Origin of the sequence: Bradyrhizobium monzae (assembly GCF_021458635.1) — a bacterium.
Lineage (GTDB): Bacteria > Pseudomonadota > Alphaproteobacteria > Rhizobiales > Xanthobacteraceae > Bradyrhizobium.
Window position 1 is genome coordinate 244,108 of the sequence record NZ_JAIRDQ010000011.1, and the last position, 26,563, is coordinate 270,670.

Annotated in this window: 24 protein-coding genes and 1 pseudogene; 10 read left to right on the forward strand and 15 right to left on the reverse strand. The window is 63.3% G+C overall.

What is annotated here, in order from left to right; all coding sequences use genetic code 11:
• Positions 1-27 precede the first annotated feature (27 nt).
• The 3 genes from modA to mepA form a co-directional block, all read right to left on the reverse strand.
• Positions 28-813 carry a molybdate ABC transporter substrate-binding protein gene (gene modA, locus K3F49_RS31970; RefSeq protein WP_234684873.1) on the reverse strand — a complete coding sequence of 262 codons (786 nt, stop codon included), beginning with the start codon at positions 811-813 and terminating at the stop codon, positions 28-30.
• Between the two features lie 192 nt (positions 814-1,005).
• Entirely contained in the window at positions 1,006-1,509 is a 504-nt protein-coding gene (locus K3F49_RS31975; RefSeq protein ID WP_234684874.1) for a hypothetical protein, read from the reverse strand.
• Positions 1,510-1,663: 154 nt separating this feature from the next.
• On the reverse strand, positions 1,664-2,608 hold the full coding sequence (mepA, locus tag K3F49_RS31980) for a penicillin-insensitive murein endopeptidase (protein ID WP_234684875.1): 945 nt from the start codon (positions 2,606-2,608) through the stop codon (positions 1,664-1,666).
• 548 nt (positions 2,609-3,156) lie between these two features.
• Here mepA and K3F49_RS31985 point away from each other — a divergent pair.
• A complete protein-coding gene (locus tag K3F49_RS31985; RefSeq protein WP_234684876.1) occupies positions 3,157-5,325 on the forward strand; it encodes a putative bifunctional diguanylate cyclase/phosphodiesterase in 2,169 nt (722 codons plus the stop codon).
• Between the two features lie 184 nt (positions 5,326-5,509).
• On the opposite strand, the gene K3F49_RS31990 is transcribed toward K3F49_RS31985, so the two are convergent.
• Positions 5,510-7,474, reverse strand: coding sequence for a methyl-accepting chemotaxis protein (locus K3F49_RS31990; protein WP_234684877.1), 1,965 nt, complete (start codon positions 7,472-7,474; stop codon positions 5,510-5,512).
• Positions 7,475-7,677: 203 nt separating this feature from the next.
• Positions 7,678-8,832 (reverse strand): acyl-CoA dehydrogenase family protein, encoded by a 1,155-nt coding sequence (locus K3F49_RS31995; RefSeq protein ID WP_234684878.1) that lies wholly within the window; start codon positions 8,830-8,832, stop codon positions 7,678-7,680.
• A gap of 163 nt (positions 8,833-8,995) precedes the next feature.
• On the opposite strand from K3F49_RS31995, the gene K3F49_RS32000 reads away from it, so the two are divergent.
• The gene (locus K3F49_RS32000) at positions 8,996-9,955 is read left to right on the forward strand and encodes an ABC transporter substrate-binding protein (protein WP_234684879.1); all 960 of its coding nucleotides are present in this window, start codon (positions 8,996-8,998) and stop codon (positions 9,953-9,955) included.
• A gap of 72 nt (positions 9,956-10,027) precedes the next feature.
• Here K3F49_RS32000 and K3F49_RS32005 read toward each other — a convergent pair whose 3' ends face one another.
• A complete protein-coding gene (locus K3F49_RS32005) occupies positions 10,028-10,489 on the reverse strand; it encodes a GNAT family N-acetyltransferase (RefSeq protein ID WP_234684880.1) in 462 nt (153 codons plus the stop codon).
• 78 nt (positions 10,490-10,567) lie between these two features.
• Here K3F49_RS32005 and K3F49_RS32010 point away from each other — a divergent pair, with 78 nt between their 5' ends.
• A complete protein-coding gene (locus tag K3F49_RS32010) occupies positions 10,568-12,178 on the forward strand; it encodes an amidase family protein (RefSeq protein WP_234684881.1) in 1,611 nt (536 codons plus the stop codon).
• Between the two features lie 80 nt (positions 12,179-12,258).
• Complete coding sequence (locus K3F49_RS32015; RefSeq protein ID WP_234684882.1) at positions 12,259-13,005, forward strand: hypothetical protein; 747 nt, start codon at positions 12,259-12,261, stop codon at positions 13,003-13,005.
• 6 nt (positions 13,006-13,011) lie between these two features.
• Here K3F49_RS32015 and plsY read toward each other — a convergent pair whose 3' ends face one another.
• On the reverse strand, positions 13,012-13,698 hold the full coding sequence (plsY, locus tag K3F49_RS32020) for a glycerol-3-phosphate 1-O-acyltransferase PlsY (RefSeq protein ID WP_234684883.1): 687 nt from the start codon (positions 13,696-13,698) through the stop codon (positions 13,012-13,014).
• Positions 13,699-13,888: 190 nt separating this feature from the next.
• On the opposite strand from plsY, the gene K3F49_RS32025 reads away from it, so the two are divergent.
• Positions 13,889-15,274: a serine hydrolase domain-containing protein gene (locus K3F49_RS32025; protein ID WP_234684884.1), complete on the forward strand. Its 1,386-nt coding sequence runs from the start codon at positions 13,889-13,891 to the stop codon at positions 15,272-15,274.
• On the opposite strand, the gene K3F49_RS32030 is transcribed toward K3F49_RS32025, so the two are convergent.
• On the reverse strand, positions 15,244-16,227 hold the full coding sequence (locus K3F49_RS32030) for an alpha/beta hydrolase family protein (RefSeq protein ID WP_234684885.1): 984 nt from the start codon (positions 16,225-16,227) through the stop codon (positions 15,244-15,246). The genes K3F49_RS32025 and K3F49_RS32030 overlap by 31 nt on opposite strands.
• Before the next feature lie 298 nt (positions 16,228-16,525).
• Between K3F49_RS32030 and K3F49_RS32035 the strand changes: the two genes are divergently transcribed.
• Both K3F49_RS32035 and K3F49_RS32040 read left to right on the forward strand, forming a co-directional pair.
• On the forward strand, positions 16,526-17,434 hold the full coding sequence (locus tag K3F49_RS32035) for a serine hydrolase domain-containing protein (RefSeq protein WP_234684886.1): 909 nt from the start codon (positions 16,526-16,528) through the stop codon (positions 17,432-17,434).
• 142 nt (positions 17,435-17,576) lie between these two features.
• The gene (locus K3F49_RS32040) at positions 17,577-18,491 is read left to right on the forward strand and encodes a tetratricopeptide repeat protein (protein WP_234684887.1); all 915 of its coding nucleotides are present in this window, start codon (positions 17,577-17,579) and stop codon (positions 18,489-18,491) included.
• Between the two features lie 81 nt (positions 18,492-18,572).
• Here the strand turns inward: K3F49_RS32040 and K3F49_RS32045 are convergent, their stop codons facing one another.
• Complete coding sequence (locus K3F49_RS32045; protein WP_234684888.1) at positions 18,573-18,782, reverse strand: GDCCVxC domain-containing (seleno)protein; 210 nt, start codon at positions 18,780-18,782, stop codon at positions 18,573-18,575.
• A gap of 203 nt (positions 18,783-18,985) precedes the next feature.
• Between K3F49_RS32045 and K3F49_RS32050 the strand changes: the two genes are divergently transcribed.
• On the forward strand, positions 18,986-19,402 hold the full coding sequence (locus tag K3F49_RS32050; RefSeq protein WP_234684889.1) for an SRPBCC family protein: 417 nt from the start codon (positions 18,986-18,988) through the stop codon (positions 19,400-19,402).
• Positions 19,403-19,789: 387 nt separating this feature from the next.
• Here K3F49_RS32050 and K3F49_RS32055 read toward each other — a convergent pair whose 3' ends face one another.
• From K3F49_RS32055 to K3F49_RS32070, 4 genes are all read right to left on the reverse strand, one after another.
• Positions 19,790-20,755, reverse strand: coding sequence for an ABC transporter substrate-binding protein (locus tag K3F49_RS32055; protein WP_234684890.1), 966 nt, complete (start codon positions 20,753-20,755; stop codon positions 19,790-19,792).
• A gap of 190 nt (positions 20,756-20,945) precedes the next feature.
• Positions 20,946-21,800 (reverse strand): L,D-transpeptidase, encoded by an 855-nt coding sequence (locus K3F49_RS32060; RefSeq protein WP_234684891.1) that lies wholly within the window; start codon positions 21,798-21,800, stop codon positions 20,946-20,948.
• A gap of 109 nt (positions 21,801-21,909) precedes the next feature.
• Entirely contained in the window at positions 21,910-22,155 is a 246-nt protein-coding gene (locus tag K3F49_RS32065) for a hypothetical protein (protein ID WP_234684892.1), read from the reverse strand.
• 130 nt (positions 22,156-22,285) lie between these two features.
• Positions 22,286-22,495, reverse strand: coding sequence for a hypothetical protein (locus tag K3F49_RS32070; protein ID WP_234684893.1), 210 nt, complete (start codon positions 22,493-22,495; stop codon positions 22,286-22,288).
• Positions 22,496-22,671: 176 nt separating this feature from the next.
• On the opposite strand from K3F49_RS32070, the gene K3F49_RS32075 reads away from it, so the two are divergent.
• Entirely contained in the window at positions 22,672-23,361 is a 690-nt protein-coding gene (locus K3F49_RS32075) for an aspartate/glutamate racemase family protein (RefSeq protein WP_234684894.1), read from the forward strand.
• Between the two features lie 254 nt (positions 23,362-23,615).
• On the opposite strand, the gene K3F49_RS32080 is transcribed toward K3F49_RS32075, so the two are convergent.
• Positions 23,616-24,071 (reverse strand): MaoC/PaaZ C-terminal domain-containing protein, encoded by a 456-nt coding sequence (locus tag K3F49_RS32080; protein WP_234684895.1) that lies wholly within the window; start codon positions 24,069-24,071, stop codon positions 23,616-23,618.
• A gap of 114 nt (positions 24,072-24,185) precedes the next feature.
• The gene (locus tag K3F49_RS32085; protein WP_234684896.1) at positions 24,186-25,025 is read right to left on the reverse strand and encodes a Crp/Fnr family transcriptional regulator; all 840 of its coding nucleotides are present in this window, start codon (positions 25,023-25,025) and stop codon (positions 24,186-24,188) included.
• A gap of 297 nt (positions 25,026-25,322) precedes the next feature.
• On the opposite strand from K3F49_RS32085, the pseudogene K3F49_RS32090 reads away from it, so the two are divergent.
• Positions 25,323-26,355, forward strand: a pseudogene (locus K3F49_RS32090) (IS110 family transposase).
• The last annotated feature ends 208 nt before the right edge of the window (positions 26,356-26,563 follow it).

Here is a 26,563-nt window from a genome sequence, read left to right on the forward strand (position 1 = left end):
CAAGTCGTAGCTATCACGTCGCAAAAACTAAGTTGTGGGCGAGATCAGGAATTTGAAGCCGTATTTTTCCAGAATGGTCTTGGCGGCCGAGGTGCGCAGGAAGGCGAGATAGTCGTTGGCCTCGGGCTTCGCGGTCGTGGTTGCGGCCACCGGATAGATGATCGCCGGATGCGAATCCGCCGGGAAGGTGCCGACGATCTTCACGCCCGGCTCGACCTTGGCGTCGGTGGAATAGACGATGCCGAGATTGGCTTCGCCGCGGGCCACCAGCGTCAGCGCGGCGCGCACGCTCTCGGCCATCGCGAATTTCGGCTCCGCCGCCTGCCAGGCCCCCAACTTCTCCAGCGCCGCCTTGGCATATTTGCCGACCGGCACGGACTTGACGTCGCCGGTCGCGATCTTGCCGTCGCCGGCGAGTTTGGCGAGGTCGAGGCCTTGCGCAACGGTGACGTTGTCGATCTTGGAATCCTTCGGCGCGATCAGCACGATGCTGTTGCCGAGCAGGTTGACGCGGGTCGGCTCGTTGATGGTCTTCTTCGATGTCGCATAGTCCATCCAGTCGGTGTCGGCCGAGACGAACACGTCGGCCGGCGCGCCCTGCTCGATCTGTTTTGCCAGAACCGAGCTTGCCGCGTAGCTCGCGGTGATCTTCACGCCGGTCTTGGCGGTGTAGGCGGCGTCGATCTCGTCGAGCGCGTTCTTCATCGACGCGGCGGCGAACACGGTGATGGTTTTGTCCTCGGCGCTAGCAGGCGAGAGGCTCGCGCCCGCGAGCATGACGAAGGCGGTGAAAAGTCCGGCAATACGATACATGGATGGCGCTCCGTGCGAGCCCGCGCGCGCTAAAACACGCGCAAATCTGGCATTGGGGTTAGGTCGCGACGGGCGGAAGCGCTGTTCCACGGGTCCCCGCAACGGCTTACGGCCGGCGGGGATATCGCTGGTCTCGAAGATAGCAGGCCGGGGCCTCACGTCAAAGGCGACCGTTTGCCCAAGGCGATGGGCTTATTGCGCCGGCAGGATCGAAATCGACAGCGAATTGTCCTTGGCACCGCTGATCTGGAGCACGAACGGCTTGTCCGAGAGCTCGTACTTCATGGTCTTGCGGATGCCGTCGCAATCGGTGGCACCGCTGAAGGCCACGGGCTTGAGGAAATGCCCGTCCTGGACCAAATCGACCCAGGCGCCCGAGGACAGGCTGATCGTGTAGAGCCCGGCCTTCGTCGCCTTGATGCTGGTGAAGCCGGCAAAGGTGCCGTGCTTCGGCGCCCGCTCCGGCGGGCTCGGCAGCTTTGCCTCCTGGGGCGCGACCAACCCCAGCGTGATGGCCGATGCCGGCACTGCCGCCTGCTCGGCTCCGGACGCAAGCTTGGCGCGGTCCGGCGCAGTCAGCGCCGCGCGGTCGCGCTCGATCGGCCATTTGAACTTGTCGCAGCCGCTGGGTTCCTCCGCGGCAACAGCGGAGGTCGCGCCGAGCGCGAGCACGGCAAGGAGAGCGAGGACGCGCATGTCGAATCTCATATTTGGCCACGCAAGGGACGCGGGGCGTGCGGTTCGTTGAACAACGGGATGCGCATCCCGACGGAGCCGCTTGCTTACGGCACGGCGGCAAGCCGATCCTAGCGCATGACGGGGGACAGGGACCAGCCGGCTGACGCACTTGTTACGGCTTCGCATCACCCGCATGCAGCACCGCCTTGCAGGCCGCCGGCATCTGCGCCAGCGTCATCGGCGGTTTTGGCTTCGGCGGCTCCGGCGGCGGCTTTGGGTGCAGCACGCCCTCGCTGAACCAGTAGGCGAAATCGGAGGGCTTGCAGCCTTCGTCCTCGGATTGCGAGGGCTGTCCTTGGCATTCGCCGGCGCCCGCCGGGCAGCGCATGCGGATGTGGAAATGATAGTCGTGGCCCCACCACGGCCGGATCTTCGACAGCCAGGAGCGGTCGCCCTTGGCCTCGCGGCACAGCGCCTTCTTGATCGCGGGATTGACGAAGATGCGCTGCACCGCCGGCTCCTGCGCCGCGTCGCGCAGCACGAGCACGTGGGCAGGCGTGAAAACTTTCGGGTCGATGTCGAGGCGATCCTCGCGCACCATCATCACCGCCGACATCTCCTCGCGCTCCTCGCGCGAAAGGCGATGGTCGGGCATCGGCGTCAGCCAGATGTCGGCATCGAGCCCGATCTGATGGCTGGCGTGGCCTGATAGCGCCGGCCCGCCGCGCGGCTGGCCGATGTCGCCGACCAGAATGCCCGGCCAGCCCGCGTCCTTGTGCGCCTTGGCAGCCAGGCGCTTGATCAGCGCGATCATGTCGGGATGACCGTAATTGCGGTTACGCGACAGCCGCATCACCTGCCAATTATCGCCATTGAGCGGCATCTGCTGGGCGCCGCCGATGCAGCCCTTCACATAGGAGCCGATGACGTGCGCCGGCCCGGTCGAGGGCAAAAGCTTGCGCGCGAACAGCTCCTTGGCGCCGATCTTGGGATCGTTGGGATGGACCAACGGCGGCAACGGTTTCGGATTCACGCTGCCCCTGTCCTGGGCCAGCGCGCCGCCGGCGGCCAGGAGCGTCATCATCAGCAGGAGAGGGGCGATGCGGCGGGGACTCATGCTGGCATCCTTATAGCCGAACGCCGCGTCAGGGGTAAGGATCAGGCGTTCGGCCGGTCCGCGCCTCACAACGTCTTTACGGCCGCGGTCGGTTCCGTTCTCGTCGCGCGACTTTCACATGCGCGAGTGGCGCGAGGCGATCATGTGAAAGTCGTGGATTTCTGCCGCGACGGGCGCGATCCTTAACGGCGCGATAACTCTATCCTGCGTTGACCAAAATTCGTGCGCAGAACGAGATGCGCTTGTCTCCTGCATGCAAGAGGCCGCATTTCGGAATTGATTCATGGAGACTGCACGTTTTTGCGTCTCCGCTCTCGTCGGTCGCGACAAGGGAGCAGGTTCGACGCGCCCGATGACGCTGATCGCGCCTCGCAAACAGGCAAAACGCTTCGGCTCCTGGCTGCCGCATGGCGCGCCCGCGGGGGCACGAGACCATCCAAGATTACTTTTCTTTCAGACACTTGGAGCAAGACTTGCGTCGCTGGGCGCGGCGAGGACGTGTGAAGTTGAGTTTGGGGTCCAAAAAAACAGAAAAGCGAAAGCGCAACGTGCTTGCCCGAGGCGGCCGACAGCCGCGCAAGCCGCGATTTGCGCGCGCGCCCCGGCCGCCCGTCGAACGCGACCAGCTCGTGCAGAGCCGTGCCGAAGTTGAAGCGGCCATCGCCGAAGCGCGCAAATCGCATGAGCGGCTGCGCCAGGCCGTCGACCTGCTGCCGCAGGGCATCGTGATCCTCGATCCCGAAGGCCGCTACGTCCTCTGGAATAAGCAATATGCCGAGATCTACAGCAAGACCGCCGATCTGTTTGCCGAAGGCGCGCGGCTCGAAGACACGCTCCGCGTCGGCGTTGCCCGCGGCGACTATCCGGAAGCCGCCGGCCACGAGGACGAATGGATTGCCCAGCGGCTGCAGAAGCTCCACGAGCCCGGCAAGCGCCACGAGCAGACGCTGTCGGACGGCCGCGTCATCCTGATCGAGGAGCGCCGCACCGATGACGGCGGCGTCGTCGGCCTGCGCGTCGACATCACCGAATTGAAGCAGCGCGAGGCCTCGTTCCGCCTGTTGTTCGACGGCAATCCCGTCCCCATGATCGTCTGCGCGCTGGACGACGAGCGCATCCTCGGCGTCAACGACGCGGCGGTCGCGTATTACGGCTATAGCCGCGCCGAGTTCGAGAAGCTGAAGATCCGCTCCCTGCAGGCCTTTGACAGCGAGCCGCCCTGGGCCACCGACCCGACCGGCGAACAGCAGGCCGCGCGCACCTGGAAGCACGTCAAGGCCGACGGCGCGCTGATCGATCTCGCGATCTACTCGCGTGAATTGAGCTATGACGAGCGGCCCGCGGTGCTGCTGGCGCTGATGGACATTACCGAACGCAAGCGCGCCGAAGCGCGGCTTGCCTTCATGGCCCAGCATGACGGGCTGACCGGCCTGCCGAACCGCAATCTGCTGCGCCAGACCATGGACGAGATGCTGCAGCATTCGCGGCGCAGCCCCGAGAAGGTCGCGGTGCTGATGCTTGGGCTCGACAATTTCAAGGCGGTCAACGACACGCTGGGTCACGCCGTCGGCGACAAGCTGCTGCGCGGCGTCGCCAAGCGCCTGCGCTCGACCTTGCGCGACGAAGACGCGCTGGCGCGGCTCAACTCGGACGAGTTCGCGATCGTGCAGAGCGGATTGGCCCGGCCGGAAGACGCGGTGGGATTGGCAAAACGCTTGCTCGAGGCCATCGCCGATCCCTATCTGCTCGACGGCCATTCCGTGGTGATCGGCGCGTCCATCGGCATTGCGATGGCGCCGGGCGACGGCGACGAGTCCGAAAAGCTGCTCAAGAGCGCTGACATGGCGCTGTCGCGCGCCAAGCTGGATGCGCGCGGCACCTTCGCTTTCTTCGAGGCCGCGCTCGATGCAAAAGCTCAAAGCCGCCGCAAGATCGAGGTCGAGCTGCGCGACGCGATCCAGAACGACGTGCTGCGGCCGTATTACCAGCCGCTGATCAACCTCCAGAGCGGTCGCATCACCGGCTTCGAAGCGCTGGTGCGCTGGCCGCATGCCGAGCGCGGCATGGTCTCGCCGGCCGAGTTCATTCCGGTGGCGGAAGAAACCGGTCTCATCAACCCGCTGGGCGGGTTGATGCTGCGCCGCGCCTGCCTCGATGCTGCGACCTGGCCGGACGACGTCCGTGTCGCCGTCAATCTGTCGCCGCTCCAGTTCCGCAGCGGCAATCTGTTGTCGATGGTCACGGACGCCCTGAAACATTCCGGCCTGCCGCCACGACGGCTCGAGCTCGAGATCACCGAGACGCTGCTGCTCGAGAAGAGCGCGCAGGTGCTGGCGACGCTGCATGCGCTGCGTGCGCTCGGCGTCCGCATCTCGATGGACGATTTCGGCACCGGCTATTCCAGCCTCAGCTATTTGCGCAGCTTCCCGTTCGACAAGATCAAGATCGACCAGTCCTTCGTGCGCGACCTCGGCGCCAATCGCGAGGCGCAGGCGATCATCCGCTCCATCGTCAGCCTCGGCAAAGGCCTCGGCGTCATCATCACCGCCGAAGGCGTCGAGACCGAGGCCGAACTGAGCTGCCTCCGCACCGAGGGCTGCGACGAGGGGCAGGGCTTTCTGTTCAGCAGGGCCCGGCCGAACGTGGAGATCATCGGCCTGCTGGCCGCGCAGCGTGGGATCGACGGCGCGGATGAGAACGCCGCGCTGGTAGCCTAGACTTTGCAGTTACGGAACAGGTGCACTCCCTCTCCCGCTTGCGGGGGAGGGCTGGGGTGGGGTATCTCCACAGGCGAGCACCCCCAAGAGGAGAGAGCCCTCACCCGGCGCTACGCGCCGACCTCTCCCGCAAGCGGGAGAGGTGCACCGAGCTCGCGGCTCAATTTATCCAAATCAGCGAACCCTACGCCGCCCGCAGTCCCGCCAAGAACGTATCCACGCTCTTCATCAGCGCCGAGGCGTGCTGGCCGAGCTCTCCTGACGCAACCATGACATTGCCGGCAAGAGCCCGCGACTGATCGGCCGCCTGGCTTGCGCCGGCGACATTGGCCGAAACTTCGGTGGTGCCGGTGGAGGCCTGCTGCACGCTGCGGGCGATCTCCCGCGTCGCCGAGCCCTGTTCTTCGACCGCAGCCGCAATCGTCGTGGCGATGCCGCTGATCTCGCGGATGGTGCCGCTGATGTCGGAGATCGCGGCGACGCAATTGCCGGTCGCGGCCTGGATCGCATTGACCTGGGTCGCGATCTCGTCGGTCGCTTTCGCGGTCTGGCTCGCCAGCTCCTTCACCTCGGAGGCGACCACGGCAAAGCCGCGGCCGGCGTCGCCGGCGCGGGCAGCTTCGATGGTGGCGTTCAGCGCCAGCAGATTGGTCTGGCTCGCGATCTCGCTGATCAGGCGCAGCACGTCGCCGATGCGCTCGGCGGAAGCTGCAAGGCTCGTGACCATCTCCGTCGTCTCGGTGGCCTTGACCACCGCGCCGCTCGCGACCTGGCTGGAATGGGTGACCTGGCGGCCGATCTCGGTGACTGAGGAGGCGAGCTCCTCGGTCGCAGCCGCCACCGCGTTGACGCTGGTGGAGGCTTCTTCCGACGCGGTCGCCGCGGCCGAGGCGCGCTGCGAGGTGCCGTTGACGCTAGACGTGATCTCACCGGCGACATGCTGCATGCCCTCGGTCGCCTTGGCGACGGCCGACACCACGCCCTTGACGTCGGCCTCGAAGCGATCGGCCATCTGGCGCTGCAGCGCCTGCTTCTCGATCTCGGCCTTGGCCTTGGCGGCCTCCTGCGCCACGCGCAGCGAACCGGTCTCCAGCATGCTCTGGCGGAACATTTCGACCGCCTTGGCCATGGTGCCGAGCTCGTCCGGGCGTTCGCTGCCCGGAATGGTGACGCTGGTATCGCCACGCGACAGCCGGTTCATGACCGCGGTGATCGCGCTGATCGGCCGCGACAGTCCGCGTCCGAGCAGCAGCGCCAGTACGATCGCTGCGGCGAGGATCGCGACCGTGCCGAGGATCAGATTGCGCTCGGCGGCTGAGAACGCGGCCTCGTATTCGGTCGTGTCCTTGATGATCTCGAGCACGCCGACCGGCTGCCCCGCATAGTTCTTGATCGGCCCGACATAGACCGCGACCGGATGGTTATCCAGCTCGGCCTCGCGCAGCAGCGGCGCGCCGTCGATCACGGCTTTCAGTTCGTCCGGCCTGGCGACGGCGTTCTCGCCGAAGGTCGAGGACAGCTTGTTCAGCGACTTGCCGTCGACGGAATAGACCGCGAGGTCGATGCCGAAGCGCTTCTTGGCGCGGTCGACGAATTCCTTGCCGAAGGCGGCGCCGACGTCGACATTGGCGAGGTTCTTGCCGTCGCGCACGATCGTCGTCATGCCGAAGATGCCGAGCGCTTCGCGGCCCGGCTCGACGCCGACGATCTGGCGGCCGGTCTTGAGCGCCTCGACCACGGTGGCGCGGCGGCCCGAGACGTCGTCGCCGAAGGTCTTGGGGGCGTGAACGCGATAGAACGAGATCGCGGGCGGAACCTGGAAGGTGATCAGCGGGATGCCCTGCGCCTTCAGCGCCTTGTTGGTGTCGCCGAGCAGCGCGGCCAGGCTGTCGCGGTCGCCCTTGGCGATAGCGTCGCCGACCGGCGGCAGGGCTGCGATCGCAGCCGAGACGGCGAGTGCCGAACGACCCTCATAATCGATCGCCGCGACCACGCTCTCATATTGCAGCTTGAGCTGCTGATCGAGCGCGAGCCGCGTCAGTGCCCGCTGCTGGGTGATCGAGAAACCGGAGAGAATGGCGCAGGCCACCGCCACGGTAAGCGCGATGGCAAGAATCAGGCGGGCCGCAATCGACTTGAGTGTGAACATCGAAAATTCCCGGGCATTCCAAGAGATTGATCTTGGTCTTCCCGGAACGGTCCCAGAAATTGTTTAACAACAAGGGCCGCATGGCCTCCGTGGTTCAACGGATTCGCTACTGTGCTTTTGCATGACTCAATGCGCTAAGCGCATGAAGGGATTGATCGTTCGTCGTGAGCAGAGACAAAGCGCCGCACTTTGCTGGCAGATGACTAGCGGCTTTCGGCAAGGATCGTCTTGCCGACGTCCTCGTAATGCGTGTCACGCGCCTGGATCTGCTGGGCGATCGCGTGCATGTCACGAAACCGCCGCTCGAACGGATTGCTGCGGAATACGGCGGTGGCACCGGCCATGTGATAGGCGGTGTCGACCACCTTGGCCGCTTGCTGGATGGTCCAGGTCGCGGCGAGGCGGACGGCATTGCGATGCACCGGGCTGAACGTGCCGGTCGCAGAGAGGTCGCGCCACATCGCATTTGCGGTCGCATAGAGATAGGCGCGCGCGGCGCGCAGATCCGCCTCAGAGCGGCCGATCAGACCCTGGACCGCCTGGTTGTCGCGCATGGCGCTTGCCGCCAACGACTGGTGCTTTGCGCGCGCCAGCGCGATCGCCGCATCCAGCGTCGCACGCGCGACGCCGAGCGAGACTGCGGCGAAGCCGAGGCTGAAGGTCGAACCGGTCGGAAGCCGGTAGAGCGTGCCCGGCTCGCGCAGGGCGCTCGGCACGTCGCGGAACACGGCGAAGCGATCGGGAATGAAGAGGTCATTCACCTCGTAGGAATCGGTGCCGGTGCCGGCGAGCCCGATCGCCTGCCAGACGTCGTGCATCACGGCACTCGCGAGCGGGAACAGGATGGTGCGCATCTCCGGCGAACCGTCTGGGTTCTTGCGCGGCGTCCCGTCGGCATTGGCGATGCGGACATGCGCGCCGAGCCAGCTCGCCTGCCGCGAGCCCGAGGCAAAATCCCAGCGCGCGGTGATGCGGTAGCCGCCTTCGACCGCGCGCGCCTCATGCGCGATCGCGCCCCAGGCGAGGATGCCGGGCGCGGTGTTGAAGATCGCGTGCGCGCCCTCGTGGTCGAGGCTGGCTGCGATCATGGCGCAGACGCTGCATTGGCCGAGACACCAGGCCGTGGAGGCATCGGCCTTCGCGATCTCCTCCAGCATCTGCATGAAGATCTCGGGCGGCGCCTCCGACCCGCCGAGACTCTGCGGCAGCAGCGCGCGATACAGCCCATTCTCGATCAGCGCCTCGACGACGGAAGGCGTCAGCCGCCGCGTCCGTTCGATCTCGTTGGCCTCACCAGCAATCAGCGGTGCGATGGCCTGCGCCCGCGCGACGAGATCAATTCCGACAGTTGCGTCCATGTCCGCGTTTCCTCGCTCATTCTGGTGTGAGCGGTGAAATGCGATGGTGGTCTATCCGGCGCAAAGGATCAAGGCGGGATGGTCGTTATTCCCGGGGCGCTTTGGCGGATGCACTCGCCGCCGGGAGATGTTAGTCTGACAACAGCGGTTGTCGGGGGATTGAATGAGGCGGCGGGAATTCATCGTCGGCTTGAGTGCGGTCGCGAGCATTGGCCGCGCGGCAGCACAAGATCGCGTTCACCGTCTTGGCATGCTGGTGGCGAGCCCGCGAACCGCGAAGGACGTTGAAGCGGCGCTTGAGAGCCGTGGCTGGCGGTTAGGCCGAAATCTCCTGATCGAGGCCCGAGTTAGCGGCGGCGATACTGATCGGACGCGGCAATATGCCCGCGAATTGCTTGCGATGAAACCCGACGTGCTGTTCGCGGAAACCAATACGTCCATGGCTGCGTTGCAAGCCCAAAGCTCTACGATCCCGACCGTCTTCGTTATGGTCAGTGATCCCGTCGGAATGCATTATGTCGAGAGTTTCGCGAAGCCGGGCCGCAACGTGACGGGTTTTGCGCCGTTCGAGCCGTCGCTCGGCGGAAAATGGGTCGCTCTCCTCAAGGAGGCCGCGCCGGACATCGAGCATATTGGTCTCGTCTACAATCCCGAACCGGGAAACAACTCGGCAGCGTTTCGCAAGTCGATCGATGAAATTTCCAAAACATCGGGAATCGCTTCACTCGATGCACCTGTTGGCGCCAGTTCCGACATCGAGCGGCTCATTCTCTCGTTCAAGGATCGGCGGAAGAGTGGGTTGATTTTTCTGCCAGACGCTCTCACGTCGTTGCAACGTGACTCGTTTGTCGCTCTTGTTGCGCGCTGCGGCCTTCCCGCAATCTACCCGCTTCGTCTGTTCTGTACTGCGGGCGGCCTCATGTCATATGGCGTGGACCTCAACACAATGCATGAAGGAGCGGCATCGTACGTCGACCGGATATTACGCGGCGCGAATCCCGGCTCGCTGCCTGTGCAAGGCCCAACAGAGTTTAAGCTTGTCGTGAATCAAAAAGCGGCCAGGCAACTCGGCCTGCAATTGCCGGCCACACTGCTTGCCCGTGCCGACGAGGTGATCGAGTAATGGTGACCGCGTCTTTCCCTGCCCGACAAACTTCCGCTACGCGGTTCCTCCGAAACTCTCGGCGAATCGGACCTATCGCCCGCCATCGAGCAGCCGCTCCATGATGATCGTGCGTTCGTCGCCGTGATAGCTGTCGCGCACGGCCTTGAAGCCGAGCCGGGCATAGAATGTTTCGGCAGTGACCGATGACGGAACCGTCAATGCGGCAATGTTTCGGGCGCGCGCGATTTGCTCGATCTCTGCGATCAGTGCCTTGCCGATCCCGCGAGCCTGGATGTCGGGCGCGACGAACACGGTGCGGACGACGCTGCCGTCGAGGCTTGCCGTTCCGACGAGGCGGTTGCCGATGGTAGCGACGAAGACGGTGCGTGCTGCGATCAGCGATCGCACGGCCTTCGGGCTGAAGCTCTGCTCCACCCTTGCGATGATCTCGTCGGTATAATCCTTTGCATTGGTCTCGCGCAGCGCGCGCAGGATGACCGCGCTGATGTCGGCGGCGTCATCGTCAAGCGCAGGCCGGATCGTGCAGTCCATGGGGTCTCCTGATCTGCTTGCCGCGCAAGCGGCATAAATGCTACGCTCTGTAGCATATATCCGTCCAAGAGGCACGCCATGAAGAAGCCAACCCGCCGCGCCGTGGCGTCGCCCGAGCTGAGGCTCGAGGACGCGCCGATGAGCGACATCGTCGATGCCCTGGCCAGCGGGCAGGTCACCGCGACGGCGCTCACCAAAGCCTATCTCGCGCGCATCGCGGCCTATGACCGTGCCGGGCCGGCGCTGAACGCGGTCCGCACGCTCAATCCCGATGCGCTGACGATCGCAGGCAAGCTCGACGGCACCAAACCATCGGCCAAGCGCCCGCTGGCCGGTGTGCCGATCCTGGTGAAGGACAACATCGCGACCTCCGACAAGCAGCCGACGACGGCGGGTTCGCTGGCGCTGGACGGCGCGCGCGCCAGGCGCGATGCCACCGTCGTCAAATTGCTGCGGAAGGCCGGCGCGGTGATCCTGGGCAAGGCGAACCTGACGGAGTTCGCCAACATGATCGCGATCGAGATGCCCGGCGGCTACTCCTCGCTGGGCGGCCAGGTGAAGAACCCCTATGCGCCGGCGCTGATGGGCGATCACGACATCCCGCTGGTGTCTCCGGGGGGCTCGAGTTCGGGATCGGCGGTCGCCGTGGCGGCCGGCCTGTGCGCGGCCTCGGTCGGCACCGAGACGTCGGGTTCACTGTTGTATCCGGCCAGCATGAACGGCCTCGTTACGGTCAAGCCAACTGTCGGCCTGATCAGCCGCGCCGGCATCGTGCCGATCGCCCACAGCCAGGACACGGCAGGGCCGATGACGCGCACGGTGCGCGACGCGGCGATGCTTTTGAATGTGCTGGCGGCCCAGGACCCGCGCGATCCCGCGACCAGGCGGCAGCGGCGGCCGGCCGATTACACCGCGGGCCTCGCGCGCGATGCGATGAAGGGCGCGCGCATCGGCGTGCCGAGCGACCCCTCCGATCCGCTGAACGATCGCTATTACGGCAAGCTGCAGCCCGGATGGGCCAAAGTGATGACTGATGCGATCAAGGTGATGGAGGATCTCGGCGCCGTCATCGTGCGCGCCAACATGCCGACGCGCGGCTGGCTCGGCGGGCCGGGCACCGGCATGGCCGTGCTCAACCGCAACCCGCTGAGCGAGAACAAGGGCAATCCGACGGGGGCGCCGATCGTGTTTCTTTACGAGCTGAAATACGGTCTCAATCTTTATTTGAAGGATTGGGCGACCAATACCGACATCAAGACCATGGCCGACATCATCGCCTTCAACGCGGCGGACGCGAAGAAGGCGCTACGCTTCGGCCAGGACCTGTTTCTCGCCGCCGACCTCACCAAAGGCGATTTGAGCGAGCGCGAGTACAAATCGGCGCGTGCCATGGATTTGCTCGCCGCCAGGACGCTCGGCATGGACGCCTACATCAACCAGCACAAGCTCGACGCGGTGCTGTTTCCGGGCAGCAGCGGCTGCGTGATCTCGGCGAAAGCGGGCTATCCCAGCGTCATGGTGCCTGCGGGCTTCGTCTCCGGGGCCGGCGACAAGGACACGCCGGTCTATCCGCTCGGCGTCAGTTTTGCGGGGAAGGCCTGGAGCGAGCACAAGTTGTTGCGTCTCGCCTACGCCTATGAGCAGGCCTCGAACATGCGCAAGCCCCCGCCCGGCCTGCCGGAACTGTAGGCTCTGGCCCTGAACCTCGGCGGTGCGGCCAGCGACCAACAACGGCCATCGTCCGCGAATCGCGCCATTTGAGGCTTCCCGTGCCGATCGTCCGAATTCTCCTGGTCCTTCTCGCGCTCGTCTCGCCTGCGCTCGCGCAGGACGGTGCGCGCGACACGGCCGCCGCAGTCGATGCCGCGAAGGCCTTCAAGGTCTATGTCGATGGCGTGGCCAAGAAGAGCGGGCGGCCCGACATGACACGGCCGGACATCGCTGCACTGCTCGGCCACGTCTTCGATGTCGACGCCCTGGCCGCGCTGCCGCCCGCGCAGGCGAGCGATATGAACTGGCTGTCCGACTGGATGGACGCGGCACAGGCAACCCATAAGATCATCATCTTTTACGGCTCCAAGCCGGGACCGCAGCCCGACTTTACGGCGCTTGCGCGCAACATGACCGAGTATGGCGATCAGTACGCGGCAGCGATGAACTTCATGATCCGCGGCATGGCGCGCGAGGCGACCACGAGCAAATTGTTCAGGGCGAGCCTCGCGCCCGAGCAGCTCACGCGCATACGCGAGGACGGGTTCGCGGGCATGCGCAGGAATAGCGCCACATACATCCTGACGATGGTCTGCTCGGCGATCCAGAACGCGAGCAAGCCGGCCAACGCACGCCTGGTGGCGGCGGCCATCCGCGACACGCGCGAGGTCTGGGCCGATTTCTTCTTGCCGCAGGACCGGGCCCGCGTGATCGCAGAACTCGCCGATCTTCCGAAATGGGCGCCGGACGAGGTGGCGCGCGCCGACCTCGCCACCTTCACGGCCGCGCTTCAGGCGGTGAATTGACTCGCATCAGACCTGCGCTTCGGCTTTCACATCCGCGCTGCCGTGCCCGAGCCGCGGCTCCGTACCCGCCAGCAACCGTTGAATGTTGGCGCGATGGCGGATGATCACGTAGAGGCCTCCTGCGATCACCAGCAGCCGATAGGGCAGAGGGTGCGCGAAGCCGCAGACGAGGACGATGGCCGTCAAAGCCGCGAGCATCGAACTGAGCGAAACGATCCGCACCAACCCCAGCACGGCGCCAAACACCGCCGCTGCACCCAGTCCCACCGGCCACGACATCGCCAGCAGCACGCCGAGCCCGGTCGCAGCCGATTTGCCGCCCGTAAAATTCAACCAGATCGAGCGGCCATGCCCCAGCAGCGCGGCGATGCCGGCGAGGCACACCACCCATGCCACCCAGGTTTGCAGATCGGACGTCGGCGGCGGCGTCGGAGACAATTCGTTGGTGAGCCAGGGGCAAAACCAGCGCGCAACGAGGATCGCCCCCACGCCTTTCAGCACATCGGCGATCAGCACCGCCAGCGCAGGCCACTTGCCGAGGGTCCGCAACACATTCGTGGCGCCGGTGGACCTCGAGCCGTGCTCGCGAATGTCGATGCCCCGAAGGAGCTTCCCCGCCAGATAGCCCGACGGGATCGAGCCGAGGAGATAGGCGATCACCAATCCAACCGCGCCTGCAATCCAGAAGGCCATTGTCCTGTTTCCAACGGGTGTGTGTCCAGTGTCCCGTAAGCACTGTTTTATCGCCGACTTGGTTTGACCGCCATAGGGCAAGACCTTGGGGCAAGACCTTGGGGCAAGACCTTGGGGCAAGAGCTTGGGGCAAGAGCTTGGAGCTATCTTCCCGCTGTAGTAGAAAGCGCCGAGGTTCAGGTGGAAGATGATGCGTCGGGCGCTCAGGGTTTTCGGTGTTGTCGTCGGCCTTCTGGTGCTGGCGATCGTGGGGTTCGGCGCATGGATGGACATTGCCCGACAGGATGTCCTGCAACTTGTCACTGGGGCTGCCGCGAAAACCGTCTGCTCGCATGTCTTCATCGCCGGGCGCGATATGAGCGCGATCGTGCAGGCCGACTTGACGGCCGTTGAGCATCCGATCTTCCGTCTGGTGAAGGTCAACGTCAACGCCGCCGATCACCGCGTCGATGCTGCCTTTTTTGGATTCATTGCCAAACGTCACGCCTATTATGTCGAGGGACGAGGCTGCACCAACGTCATGAACGACGAGGCCTGGAAACGGCCCGCTGCGCAACAACTCCCGCCCGCCTCAAGCGCCGACGCGCCCTGGCCTGCTGGCGAGAAGGTGGAGACGTCCGAGAACGCGCGCTTGCAGGCCGCGGTAAACGACCCGGCCTTGCAGGGGCCGGGCATGCGCGCCATCGTCGTCGTCCACGACGGCCGGATCATCGCCGAGGCCTATGGCCAGGGTTTCAGCGCTGCAACGCCGTTGCAGGGCTGGTCGATGACCAAGAGCGTCACGGCGGCCCTGGTCGGCATGGCGATCAAGGATGGCAAGCTGTCGCTCGATCAGAAGCATCTGTTTCCGCAATGGGCGGGCGATGCTCGCGCGGAGATCTCGGTCGCCGATCTGATGGCCATGACCGGCGGATTGAAATGGAGCGAAGATCAGGGGCGCATCACCGATCCCGGGCGCATGGAATATCTGGTGAGGGATACGGCCGCTTTCGCGCGGGACCTTCCGCCGGTCGCTCCGCCGGGAACGAGATTCAACTATTCCAGCGGCGAGTCCGTCCTGCTGACGCGGCTCTGGCAGAACGCGGTAGGCGAGATGGCTCCGTCTTACCCGCGCGAGCGGCTGTTCAATCCTTTGGGCATGACCAGCGCCGTTCTCGAGGCCGACGAGGCAGGCACGTTTCGCGGCGAAGGCTTCCTCTTTGCCAACGCGCATGATTGGGCGCGCTTCGGCGAGTTTTTGCGATTGGGCGGCGCGTGGAACGGCCAGCAGCTTCTCCCCGTTGGCTTCGTCGACTATATGCGCTCACCCTCTCCCGTGTCCGATGAAGGCCACGGTCCGGTCTACGGCCGCGGACAGATCTGGCTGGCCAAGGGCCAGGGCTTCGATCTCCCCGCCGACACCTTCATGATGCAAGGGCATCTGCGCCAGGTGATCGCCATCATTCCCTCGCGCAAGCTGGTGATCCTGCGGATGGGGATGACGCGCGAGGATATCGGCTTCAGCAATGCGGGACTGCTGCGCGCGATCGTGAGGGCACTCCCGGTTCAGCGATTGTCGCCCTCGGCGGCGAGATGATCGCGAAGGAAGCTCACGATGCTCGCGTTGAGCTCGCGATGAAACGCGGCTCTGTCGAAGCCCGGCGGATCGGTGCATAGCCGGGGAATTTCGGCGGCGAATTTCGCCGTGCACGGCGCCAGGAAAGCGAAGTGACCGGCGGGCACGACGCGCACCTCCGGCTTGCCCGGCAGGCTGCTCGCCGTCAGCGCCGCGTTTTGGGGATCGACACCGCCGCCTCCCGATTTCGATCGCCAGATCAGCAGGGGGATGTGCACGCCGGTCAGTCCCTCTGGCGAAAACATGAAGTTCAAAGCCGTGTCAGCGAGGACCGCAGCGCGGATGCGCGGCTCGTGCGCCGGCTCGGGCGGAATGTCGCCACGACGAAACTGCTCGCATCCCAGTGAATTGTTGCTCTCGGTACAGAGCCCCGCAATCTTTTGATAGTCCGGCTTCGCACCCGCCAGGATCAATCCGGTATAGGCGCCGGCGGAAAAGCCAAAGAAGCCGATCCTTTCGGGATCGATCACCGCGCGATCGCGCCAGTCGTTCAGCATGAAGTTCAGCAGGCGGATCGTATCGGCCGGGCGTGCGGTGATGTTGTACAGGCTTTCGCTTTGCGAACGGTCGGCCCCGTTGTCGCCGCGATAATTGATGGCCGCGACGACAAAGCCGGCATCGGCGAGCGCCTGCGCGGTGTCATCATGTCCGCCAAACCAGCCGCCGCGGCCGTGCGCGATGATGACAACCGGCAGTCTGCTCCCGGAGACGGGGCAATCCTTCACGCCCTGCAACGTGGTGATGAAATTCATCGACACCTTGCCGAGGGCTACTTCCTGCGGATCGGCCGCGCACGGATACCAGATGGCGCCCGCCAAGGTCGGATCGGTGTCCAGAAGCTGCAGACCCGCCGCATGCGCGGACGAGGCCAGGCCAAAGAACAAGGCGAGGCAAAACCAATGTGGCCGACGCATCGATGCCGCTCCAAAAATGTGGCGTTGACCTAGTGGATCAAGATGGCCGCACTGTGTTGCATTCAGGCGCCTGCCTATAATGAAGGCTCTTTCAAAACCTGCAACGCCGCAAAACGGTCACACACAGAACGGCATCCTTGGGTTGCTCGTCGTGGGCACTGGTGGGGGAGAGCCTGACATGCGGACATGGATCTGTGTCATTGCAGCCGTGTGTGACCTTGCTTTGAGTCCAGTCGCACCCGCAGCCGAGCCTGCGTCCGGTTGCGGCATTCCGCAGGATATCCGCGACGGATGGGCGATGAGTTCGCCGGACAAGCAGGGGCTGAACGAGGCGCTGCTCTGCGCGATGGACGAGGGCATCAGCGGTGGCAAACTCGCCAACGTGGACGACATCGTCGTCATCAGGCACGGCGTGCTCGTCTACGAGCGCTACTACGATTATCCGCATCAGATGAATTACGACGCGACCACGCGGCACAATGGTTATTCCATGACCAAGAGCGTCGTCTCGCTGCTGGTCGGCATCGCCATGGAGCGCGGCTTGATCAGGGATCTCGACGCTCCGCTGGTGTCGTATCTCCCTGACTACGCGGGCTTGCGTGAAGCCGACAAGGATCGCATCACGCTACGCCATCTCCTGACAATGTCGGCGGGATTGGGCTCCGAGCGGGCTCTTGGCGCTTCCTTCCAGTACAACAATGCGGAAACCGAGCTGATCGGTGCCATCCTGAAGAAGGTCACCGGGAAGGGCGTCGATGTGCTGGCTCAGGAAAACATCTTCGCGCCGCTCGGGATCGAGGATGTGGCCTGGTACAAAAATCCGGTTAGCGGCCTTCCAACGTCGGCGAGCGGCCTGAGCCTGCGGCCGCGCGACTGGGCGAAGATCGGCCAGCTCGTTCTCAACCGCGGGGCCTGGAACGGCAAGCAGATCGTTCCGGCCTCCTGGGTGGATCAATCGACCGCCGAGCACATCAAGGCCGAGGAGGCGCAGTCATACGGTTATCAGTGGTGGGTCGGTCGCTCGCAGGACGGCGATCGCACCGTCGAATGGGTCGCCGCCAAGGGCTTCAATTCGCAAAAGACCATCATCATCCCCTCGCTCGACATGGTCGTCGTCTTCAACGCGGGGCGGGAATCCAAGAACATGGTTGCACCCGAACTGGACCTGCTGGATCGCTATATCGTGCCTGCGGCTTTGAAGGATTGATTTCGGACAGACGACGCCCCGCCATTGAACCTGCCCCGCCTCCAGGCGCACCAACGTCGCGTAAGTCCCGAAAACCGCGACGAAGGAATGCGCGATGAAGGCCCTGAAAGCATCGATCCGTGTTGCGGTCGCCGCGCTCGCTTTGAGCCTGTCGCTCGTTGCGCCGTCCTCTGCGGCAGAGGACGAGGCGGGCACGCTCACGCTGCAGATGAAGGAGTTTTATCGGGCCGGCAAGTACAGCGAAGCGCTGCCGCTCGCCCAGAAGGCGCTGGCCCTGCGCGAGAAGGAGTTCGGCAGCGATGACGCCAACGTCGCGATGCCGCTGAATGATCTCGGCACCATCCACTATAATCTGGGTCAATACGCGGTTGCCGAACCGCTGTACAAGCGCTCGCTGGCCATCAGGGAAAAAACGCTCGGCCCGGATCACCCTGAAGTCGCGATGGTGCTGAACAATCTGGGCGATCTCTACCGCGCGGAAGGGCGCTACGCGGACGCAGAGCCGCTGCTCAAGCGGTCCATCGCCATTGACGAGAAAACGGTCGGCCCCGACGATCCGTCGATCGTGCTGCCGTTGAGCAACCTCGCCGCCGTCTACAGCGGTCAGGGACGGTACGACCAGGCCGTGCCGCTGTTCAAGCGCGGGCTGGCTGTCCTCGAGAAGGCCAACGGCCCCGACGATCCCGAAGCCACGGTGCTGATGAGCAACCTCGCCGACGCCTACATCAACCGTCATCGTTATGCCGATGCCGAGCGGCTGCTCAAGCGAGCCATGGCGGTGACCACGAAGGCGTACGGACCCGACCATCCCGACGTCGCGCAGGCGTTGAACAATCTGGCCGCGCTCTACGCGCGTCAGGGGCGCAATGCCGACGCTGAACGGCTGTTCAAGCAGTCGGTGGCCACCATGGAGAAGACGCTCGGTCCCAAGCATCCGGATCTCGCCGATGTCCTGGAGAATCTGGCCGGTCTCTACAAGGATCAGGGGCGCTACGCCGATGCCCAGCAAGTCATCAAGCGGTCGATGGCCATTCGCGGCAAGACAAGGCCGATCTGAGGCCGCTGGTTGAAGGCCCGGAAGGGATTCGGCAAGAGGCGCCGACGCGACGACAGCCGTGCCGGCTTCACCGGGGCGACCCTAACTGCAGCACGCGCTCTTGCCATTCTCCTGGATCGGCGGACACGGCACGCTGCCATAGGAGCAGAACACGCAACAGTCGCCCGCCTGGGGCTTCAACCTGGTGCCGCAGCCCTTGCAGTCATAGAAGTACTCGCAGGCGTCGATCGGCATGGTCTCTGTTGAGTTGTGGCCGCATGCGGGACAGGTCAGGGTCGATTGTAATTGCATGACCGGGCCGTTCTGAGGAGCTTCAAGCGTGAGAGATAGCATTTTTTGCATCTTTTACCACATTGACGGCTCGGCGATGTCGGCAGGGGCTGGTCTCGAGCGTCCTTGGGTGGACATTTCACGGACGTGCTGGACATGGACCCCGCACAAATGACGTGATGTCGTCATCTCGAGCCGTCAAAATCGAACTGGAGCAATACCCCATGAGAATTACCGTCGAAACCAGCGTCGCCGCCCCGATCGATCAGGTCTGGCGTGCCTATACGACGCCTGCCGACATCGTGAAGTGGAACGCCGCGTCGGACGACTGGCATACCACCAAGGCGACGGTCGATTTGCGCGAGGGCGGCGTGTTCTCGTCCCGCATGGAAGCCAAGGACGGTAGCATGGGTTTTGACTTCGCCGGCACCTACACGACGATCGTCGAGCACAAGCTGATCGAATACGCGTTCGGCGATCGCAAGGCCGAAGTCGAGTTCGTGCCCGGTCCGAAGGCCGTCGTCGTCCGCGTCGCGTTCGACAGCGAGCCGGCGCACTCGGTCGAGCAGCAGCAAGGCGGCTGGCAGGCGATCCTCGACAGCTTTGCGCGATACGTCGAGGCGAAGCAGAAGAATTCGTAAGGGCCTGTAGCAGGCGCGATGGAGGCGGAGCCGAATGCAACGGCTCCGCCTCGGAGACAATGCTCCCGCCATGATCCCCCGACGTATCGCTTGCCAGCTGCGAGGCGGCTGCAATATTTTCGTGCCGGAGGCGGGCCAGGGCCGCGGTCGGCGACTTCATGAGGCCGCGCGCTGGCTTCCGGAATGACCGTCGGAGCCGCGCGGCGAACCGTCATTCCCGCTGGGTCCAAAATTCGTAGCGCCGCCAACGTCTGGTAATCGGCCGATGACCGCTGTGGGTCCGATAAGCGAAGAGCCTGGGCCGTGCACCAGTCTTTCGCTCGCGCTCTGTGTCCTGACCTCAACGAAGCGCGCAGCCAACTTGCTGAGGGGCCAGAAGAAGACCGGTCACTCAACGACTTGATCAGCCCGAGCAAGAAATGACGGAGATAGCTCCAAACCGATAGCCTTGGCGACTTTGAGATTTACCACCAGATCGAACTCAGTTGGTTGCTCGACTGGGAGTTCCTCGGGCTTGGCTCCCCGGAGGATTTTGTCAACGTACTCTGCCGCTCGGCGAAACAAACTTGCCGTATTGGGTCCGTAAGACATGAGGCCGCCGCTATCCACGTATTCCCGAAAGCCATGCATGGTCGGCAAGCGATGCTGTAGCGCGAGCTTGTTAACCAGAATGCGATTTGTGTTCATGAGCAAATTCGGAGGAACGTACAGAGCTTGCAGCTGAGGGTCGAATGACGCGAACGCGGGTTCTATGTCGCTCGCCGAGTGAACGGAAAGGGTGACGACCTCGAGTCCAACTTTTTTGCTGGCTGCATAAACCGCACCGGCCTCTAGCACTGTCCCGGGGTAATCGACCCAAGTCAGGATTGCAAAGCGCTTTAACGCAGGGAGGGCTTCTCTTAGAAATTCAATTCGCTTTCCCGCGAGATCCGGCGATTGGATAGACATCCCGGTGATATTGCCGCCCGGTCGCGCAAGACTGGCTACGAGCCCAGTGCCGACCGGATCTGCCATCAAGGCTACCACGATCGGAATAGTGGAAGTCGCCTTCTTGGCCGAGTCACCTCCGACCGCGACAAGAACGTTGGCATGAAGCTTCACGAGCTCCGCGCCTATTTGCGCGTAGCGCTCCTCGCTTCCTTCGGCCCAACGATACTCAATCTTGACGGTTTTGCCGTCGACCCATCCAAGCTCATTGAGGCGTCGGCCAAATGAGGCTGTCCACGGAGCCCAGGCGGAGGGTGTCGCTGCACCCATGAAACCAATCACAGGCAACTTGGTCTGTGCTGTGACGCGAGAAGACGAGAAAGCTGCGATTCCGCTGACCGCCGTCAAAAAATCCCGCCGTCGCATGCGTGATCCCCATCGTGGATATGGACCGCACATTATCGTAACGCCGCAGGGGCGTGTAGCCGCCGGAATGCCGGCTCGGGGTCACAAGCGGGCATCGGCGGAAGGCGTCCGATAGGTCGGCTTCGGGCCCAGAATCTGATTTAAAAGCTGAATTGCCTCCTTGTCCTCAGACCGAGGGCCGAGGCCTGCGCTACTGAGCCTCGGCGATCTTCGGTCCGGATGACGGCATCTGCGCGTTCGTTGCCGAGGGCCGGTTCGACGGCAATGCCGGATCCGGCGAACGGGAAGCCGCGTCGGGCGACGCTCCCTGGGATGGACGGCGGGCAGCGGCTGCCGGAAGCACGATTACCTTCGCCCCGACTTTCACCCGCTCGTAAAGGTCCGTGACGTCCTCGTTGGTCAGCCGGATACAGCCGGACGAAACCCGCTTCCCGATCGTATCGGGCTTGTTGGTGCCGTGGATTCGATAGTCGGTCTCGCCGAGATACATCGCCCGGGCGCCGAGCGGGTTGGTGGGACCGCCCGCCATGAACCGCGGCAGATAGGGCTGACGCACGAGCATGTCTGCAGGCGGACGCCAATCCGGCCATTCTGTCTTGCGGGCCACCGTCTGCTCACCGGACCATGTGAAGCCTTCGCGGCCGACACCGATGCCATAGCGCATCGCCTGCGCGTCGTTCAGAACGAGATAAAGGAACGTGCTCTTGGTATCGATGATCACGGTGCCCGGCGCCTGATGGCTGGCGTAGTCAACCACCTGCCGGACAAATGCTCCGGGACCGTCAGCGGCTTTTGGTGGTTCGACCAGCGGGGCCGGAATCGGAGCCGGAGCTGGAGCCGATGCATGAACTGGCGTTGCCACGTAAACCGGAGATGACGAGGCCTGGGCCTCGTGCACGGACAGCTTCCGCATCGGCTGAACGGCCGCCGGACGAGACAGCAAACCGTATCCCAGTGCGGCGACGGCCACGACGCCAATCGCAACTCTCGCGACCATCGGTAGTGCGAACGTCGTCGCCTTTCCACGTTTGGCTCGCTTACCCATGTCTTTCTCCGGATCACTCTGCTCGGAACAGGTACCCAGCAAATTTTAAGAAACCTCGAAGCGATTTCCGCTCCGACCGGAACCGTTAAACGTCGTTAACGCGAGCCAATCAGCAACCCCGGCAGATGCCGCTGATCTTCCGATCCACATTGGCATCCTCCTGATCGAGGAAATCCAGCGATCCCATGGCCGTTGCAGGAATGCCGGCCGCATGCGGCTGACGATGGCCGATCGGTGCCGTCCAGGGTTTCGTAGTGGTTTCCTTTCCAGCGGCCGACGGATGGAAGGATTGCGCCGAGACGGCGCCGATCGTCGAAACGAGTGCGAGCGCAACCAACAGCTTCGAGGTGATCATCAAGGCCTCCAAATGCCATTCCGCACGAGATGCGCGGTTCTGACATTCAGATTTGCATCGAAGACCGGTTATTCCGCTCGTAGCGCAGGCGTGATGCCGCGGTCGCGAAGCCCATTGCTTCGACGCCTGGTCAGACCGGCGCCTTGCAGCCGATCAGGCCGAACACGATCATGACGAGGCTGATGCCGCCGACGGCACCGGAGACCTCTCCGACCGTGCGCATCAGGGCGACGGGATTATTGGACCACAGCGTCGTGTCGCGCATCGACAGGAAGAACAGCACGGCCATCACCAGCAGCACCGTGCCCACTGCAATCAATCGCCAGTTTCGCTGTCGCATGCGCGATGCTCCCCGTATCGGCCAGGGATGGGCGAGGCACTGTCCACGGGGATAGTGTCGTTGAGGCCGGATCGGGTTCAATCCGCCGTCATCGAGCCGTTCGTTCCGTATCGCGATGGCGGCCTTCGGTGTCTTCGTCTACGATCGGAGCGAGCCAATTTTCGAAAGTCACCGCTATGCAAACCATCGGCCTGATCGGCGGCATGAGCTGGGAGAGCACCGCGCTCTATTACAAGCTCATCAACGAGCGTGTCCGCGATCGCATGGGCAAGCTGCATTCGGCGCCGCTGCTGCTGTACTCCTACGACTTCCAGGAGATCAAGGAGATGCAATACGACGGCCGCTGGGCTGAGGCGGCGGCGAGCCTCGCGGACGTGGCCGAGCGGCTCGCGGGCGCAGGCGCCGGTGCGATCGTGCTGTGCACCAACACGATGCACAAGCTCGCGCCCGACATCATTTCGAAGCTGACCGTTCCCTTCATTCACATCGGCGACGCAACCGCGCAGCGCATCCGGGTCAAGGGATATCGGCGGGTCGGGCTGCTCGGCACGAAGTTCACGATGGAGGAGGACTTCTACGTCGATCGTCTGCGCGCGCATGATCTCGATGTCCTGATTCCAGACGTCGCCGAGCGGGCCGACGTGAACCGCATCATCTACGACGAGTTGTGCCTTGGAGTCGTCGCCGCGCCCTCGCGCCGCCGCTATCAGGACGTGATGGCCGCGCTCGTCGCCCGCGGTGCCGAGTGCATCATCCTCGGTTGCACCGAGATCACGATGCTGGTGGGTGCCGCCGACACGTCGGTCGAGACGTTCGACACGACGGCGATCCATGCGGAGGCGGCGGCGGATTTCGCGATCGGGTGAGGGCGATGTCGGCGGAGGCTAATCACTCGCCATCTGAAACCGAGAGTTCGGCCACGCCTGCTTTAGTCCTGTGGCCCATCGGCGAAGTGGCGGCACGCCTCGTTGAGGGCCGCTCAGCGAGGCATAGCGGACTCAATTTGCTCTCGTTGAGTTTTTTCGCATTTTGACCCACGACAGACATTGTAGGTCCCGTCTTGCTGTCTCAAACAACACGAACCAAACCTAGGCGCGCCGAACTCACAGCTACCAGCGTCTCAGGATTCCGCAGGCCGGCGCGCGACGAGGACAGTGTTGATGCATTGCAACACTATTTCGCGCTTTTGATTGCGGAGGTGAATTTGGTTGCGGACGATACCCCTGTCAGAATTCGACTTCGACTCGCGCTTCTCTAGAATGGCAACGTCAAGATCAAGCTCGTCTGCCGGGCGGACCGGGATCGGCAGCCTGAGTTCATCCCAGCCGAGGCCGGCAAGGATACGAAGCGAATAAGGCTGTGCTCTGGGCAGCAACGAAATAACTATCGCGAATGTGTGAGCACCCGAGGCTGTTAGGCCCGCAAAAACTGAGCGTGCGGCAGCTTCCTCATCGATGTGGAAAGGCTGAGGGTCGTACTTTCTGGCAAATTCGATGATTTCTTCCTTCGAGACGAGGTATGGGCCGGCCGTACGCAATTTGCCAACCTCAGCCTCTTCGAAATACAGGATGGCCATCAATGACCTCCAACCGATATCTGGCTCAATATGAGGTAACCTTAGCCGTCTCGCCGCTCAATGTCAGCGGCGCGGCGACAGTAGTGCCACCAATGGTGCAGCAGTCAATGCCATTCAAGCCGTGCCACGCGCGCCTGCCGTCTGTCGCGCCGCTTTCTCTTGTGCGAGAGCTGCTTCCAGCCGCGCGATGCTTTCCTGGAGGCGCTGGTTGTTTTCCAGGAGACGCTGGCTGGTCAGGACGAGGATATAATAGCCGAATTTCTGATCATTCTGAAAATAGATTTCAAGCAGCCTTTCATAAGTTATGGTCAGGACGTGGCCGTCTTCTTTGCACTCGACCGTTGCGGTTCGTCGGTTATTGGGCGTGAGAAAGCCAAGTTCTCCCATGAGATGCCCCGGCGGAAGCTCGACGCCGATTTCTTTGGCGAGAAACTTCCCGGTGACGGTGAGGAACATTTCCGTAGCGGCATCACCCTTCCTGAAAAGTATGTCGCCTCGGCGATATCTACGTTCAGCCATGAATGGTTTGAGCCATTCCATCGACCTGTCACCCTGCGTCGCGTTACGTGCCTTCTTAACAAGCCTGAGCAATTGACAGAGGCGAACGGCATTGACTGGCAACAGCAGCAGATAAAGCAGAAAGGTGGCGACGCTTCCGGAAAGCGCGCAAGAAATTGCGAAGAATGTACAGCCGACCATATTCGCGACCCGCAGCGGCACCATTCTTTGCATAAGCAAGGTAGCGACAAAGAAGATAGCGCCAACCAAGCCGAACATGTTGGCGAGCGTGATATTGGCCAACACAATTTCAAACAGCCGGTTAAACAGTGCGTCGTAGGTGATGTTGTTGGGATCAAGTCCCATTTGGACGAGAATCTTTGCGATCCTGAGATTGTCTGCCGCTGTATCAAGAATGCGGCCTAGAATTGTCGAAAGATCTGCATTGGAATTCATCGGATCACCCCTACGCAAACAGTCGGTTATGTCGGAACTCGCGGATACCTGACAGTCGAAGTCGGACAAGCACGAGCGGTATTGATCCACGTTCAATATTACCCGGCGCGGTTGTTTTCGGCGATCACAGGCGCGTGGCCAGTATCGTGTCAACGCTCAGACCGGGCATGGCTCCGGCTGTCTTCGACCCGCGATGCATAAGTCCGCTGCTGATGCTGTGGACGGCTCCTCCACCGGCGCGAGATCGCCAAGGAGTGGGCGCCGTTTTGAGGCTCCCACGATTCGGAGGAGCAGCCTATGCAGTCAATTTCGACGATCGGTCTTGATATTGCGAAGTCGGTCTTCCAAGTGCACGGCGTTGACNGCAGCCGGCCAGGTGGTCGTACGCCGTCAGTTGAGGCGTCGCCACGTCTTGGCGTTTTTCCAGAAGTTGCCGCCATGCTTGGTAGGGATCGAAGCTTGCGCATCATCGCACTATTGGTCGCGCGAGCTGCAGGCGTTGGGGCACACGGTTCAATTGATGCCTCCGGCCTATGTGAAGCCCTACGTCAAGCGGCAGAAGAACGACGCGATGGACGCGGAGGCGATCTGTGAAGCGGTCACGCGACCCAACATGCGATTTGTGCCGACCAAGACAGTCGAGCAGCAGAGCTGCCTGATGCTGCATCGAGCGCGCCATCTTTTCATCCGTCAACAGACAGCAGTGATCAACTCGATCCGTGCCTATCTTGCCGAGTTCGGAATCGTTGCCCCTGTCGGGCGCCGAGGTGTCGAGCAATTGCTGGAAGTTGTCGCTGATCAAGCCGACGATCGTCTGCCCGAGGTGGCTCGAGCATGTCTTACGGCTCTCGGTGGTCAATTGCGCGCCCTGAAAGTTCAGATCCTTGAGTTTGACCGCCGCATCATCGCCTGGCATCGATCAAATGCGACGAGCAAACGGCTGGATGCGATCCCGGGCGTCGGGCCGGCGCTGGCAACAGCGCTGGTTGCCAGTATTGCTGATCCCAAGGCCTTTCGATCGGGACGGGACTTCTCAGCGTGGGTCGGGCTCGTACCAAAGCAGAACTCGAGCGGGGGCAAGGACAAGCTCGGCAGCATCAGCAAGCAAGGCGACCGTTATTTGCGCAGCCTGTTCACGGCTGGCGCACTCGCCCTGATCCGCTATGCCAAGATCCATGGTGCTGGCCACCGGCCTTGGCTCACTGGACTGCTGGCGCGGCGGCCGACCAAGGTTGCGGCCATTGCGCTCGCCAATAAGCTCGCCAGGATGGCTTGGGCAATGATGGCCAGGAACGAACCCTATCAGGAGCCGGCCGCGCTGGCGGTCTAAACGAGATCGCGCCGACATCGCCGGCGTGACGTAACGGTTGGGAGGGCGAACAGCACGTAATGCAGTGCCGGTCGATCCGGCGATCAGGACAACCCACATGGGCCAGGGCATCATCGAATGCGTGCTTTTGACCGGGACCTGATCCGCGGAGGGCATTATGGCCAGCGGTCACGTGAACCGCGCTAACAGGCCGAACACATGGCTGCTC

Bases quoted from the DNA above. Each gene is read 5' to 3' on its own strand.
- modA (WP_234684873.1), bottom strand. From the start codon at position 813: ATGTATCGTATTGCCGGACTTTTCACCGCCTTCGTCATGCTCGCGGGC.
- K3F49_RS31975 (WP_234684874.1), bottom strand. From the start codon at position 1,509: ATGCGCGTCCTCGCTCTCCTTGCCGTGCTCGCGCTCGGCGCGACCTCC.
- mepA (WP_234684875.1), bottom strand. From the start codon at position 2,608: ATGAGTCCCCGCCGCATCGCCCCTCTCCTGCTGATGATGACGCTCCTG.
- K3F49_RS31990 (WP_234684877.1), bottom strand. From the start codon at position 7,474: ATGTTCACACTCAAGTCGATTGCGGCCCGCCTGATTCTTGCCATCGCG.
- K3F49_RS31995 (WP_234684878.1), bottom strand. From the start codon at position 8,832: ATGGACGCAACTGTCGGAATTGATCTCGTCGCGCGGGCGCAGGCCATC.
- K3F49_RS32000 (WP_234684879.1), top strand. From the start codon at position 8,996: ATGAGGCGGCGGGAATTCATCGTCGGCTTGAGTGCGGTCGCGAGCATT.
- K3F49_RS32005 (WP_234684880.1), bottom strand. From the start codon at position 10,489: ATGGACTGCACGATCCGGCCTGCGCTTGACGATGACGCCGCCGACATC.
- K3F49_RS32010 (WP_234684881.1), top strand. From the start codon at position 10,568: ATGAAGAAGCCAACCCGCCGCGCCGTGGCGTCGCCCGAGCTGAGGCTC.
- plsY (WP_234684883.1), bottom strand. From the start codon at position 13,698: ATGGCCTTCTGGATTGCAGGCGCGGTTGGATTGGTGATCGCCTATCTC.
- K3F49_RS32025 (WP_234684884.1), top strand. From the start codon at position 13,889: ATGCGTCGGGCGCTCAGGGTTTTCGGTGTTGTCGTCGGCCTTCTGGTG.
- K3F49_RS32030 (WP_234684885.1), bottom strand. From the start codon at position 16,227: ATGCGTCGGCCACATTGGTTTTGCCTCGCCTTGTTCTTTGGCCTGGCC.
- K3F49_RS32035 (WP_234684886.1), top strand. From the start codon at position 16,526: ATGAGTTCGCCGGACAAGCAGGGGCTGAACGAGGCGCTGCTCTGCGCG.
- K3F49_RS32045 (WP_234684888.1), bottom strand. From the start codon at position 18,782: ATGCAATTACAATCGACCCTGACCTGTCCCGCATGCGGCCACAACTCA.
- K3F49_RS32050 (WP_234684889.1), top strand. From the start codon at position 18,986: ATGAGAATTACCGTCGAAACCAGCGTCGCCGCCCCGATCGATCAGGTC.
- K3F49_RS32055 (WP_234684890.1), bottom strand. From the start codon at position 20,755: ATGCGACGGCGGGATTTTTTGACGGCGGTCAGCGGAATCGCAGCTTTC.
- K3F49_RS32060 (WP_234684891.1), bottom strand. From the start codon at position 21,800: ATGGGTAAGCGAGCCAAACGTGGAAAGGCGACGACGTTCGCACTACCG.
- K3F49_RS32065 (WP_234684892.1), bottom strand. From the start codon at position 22,155: ATGATCACCTCGAAGCTGTTGGTTGCGCTCGCACTCGTTTCGACGATC.
- K3F49_RS32070 (WP_234684893.1), bottom strand. From the start codon at position 22,495: ATGCGACAGCGAAACTGGCGATTGATTGCAGTGGGCACGGTGCTGCTG.
- K3F49_RS32075 (WP_234684894.1), top strand. From the start codon at position 22,672: ATGCAAACCATCGGCCTGATCGGCGGCATGAGCTGGGAGAGCACCGCG.
- K3F49_RS32080 (WP_234684895.1), bottom strand. From the start codon at position 24,071: ATGGCCATCCTGTATTTCGAAGAGGCTGAGGTTGGCAAATTGCGTACG.
- K3F49_RS32085 (WP_234684896.1), bottom strand. From the start codon at position 25,025: ATGAATTCCAATGCAGATCTTTCGACAATTCTAGGCCGCATTCTTGAT.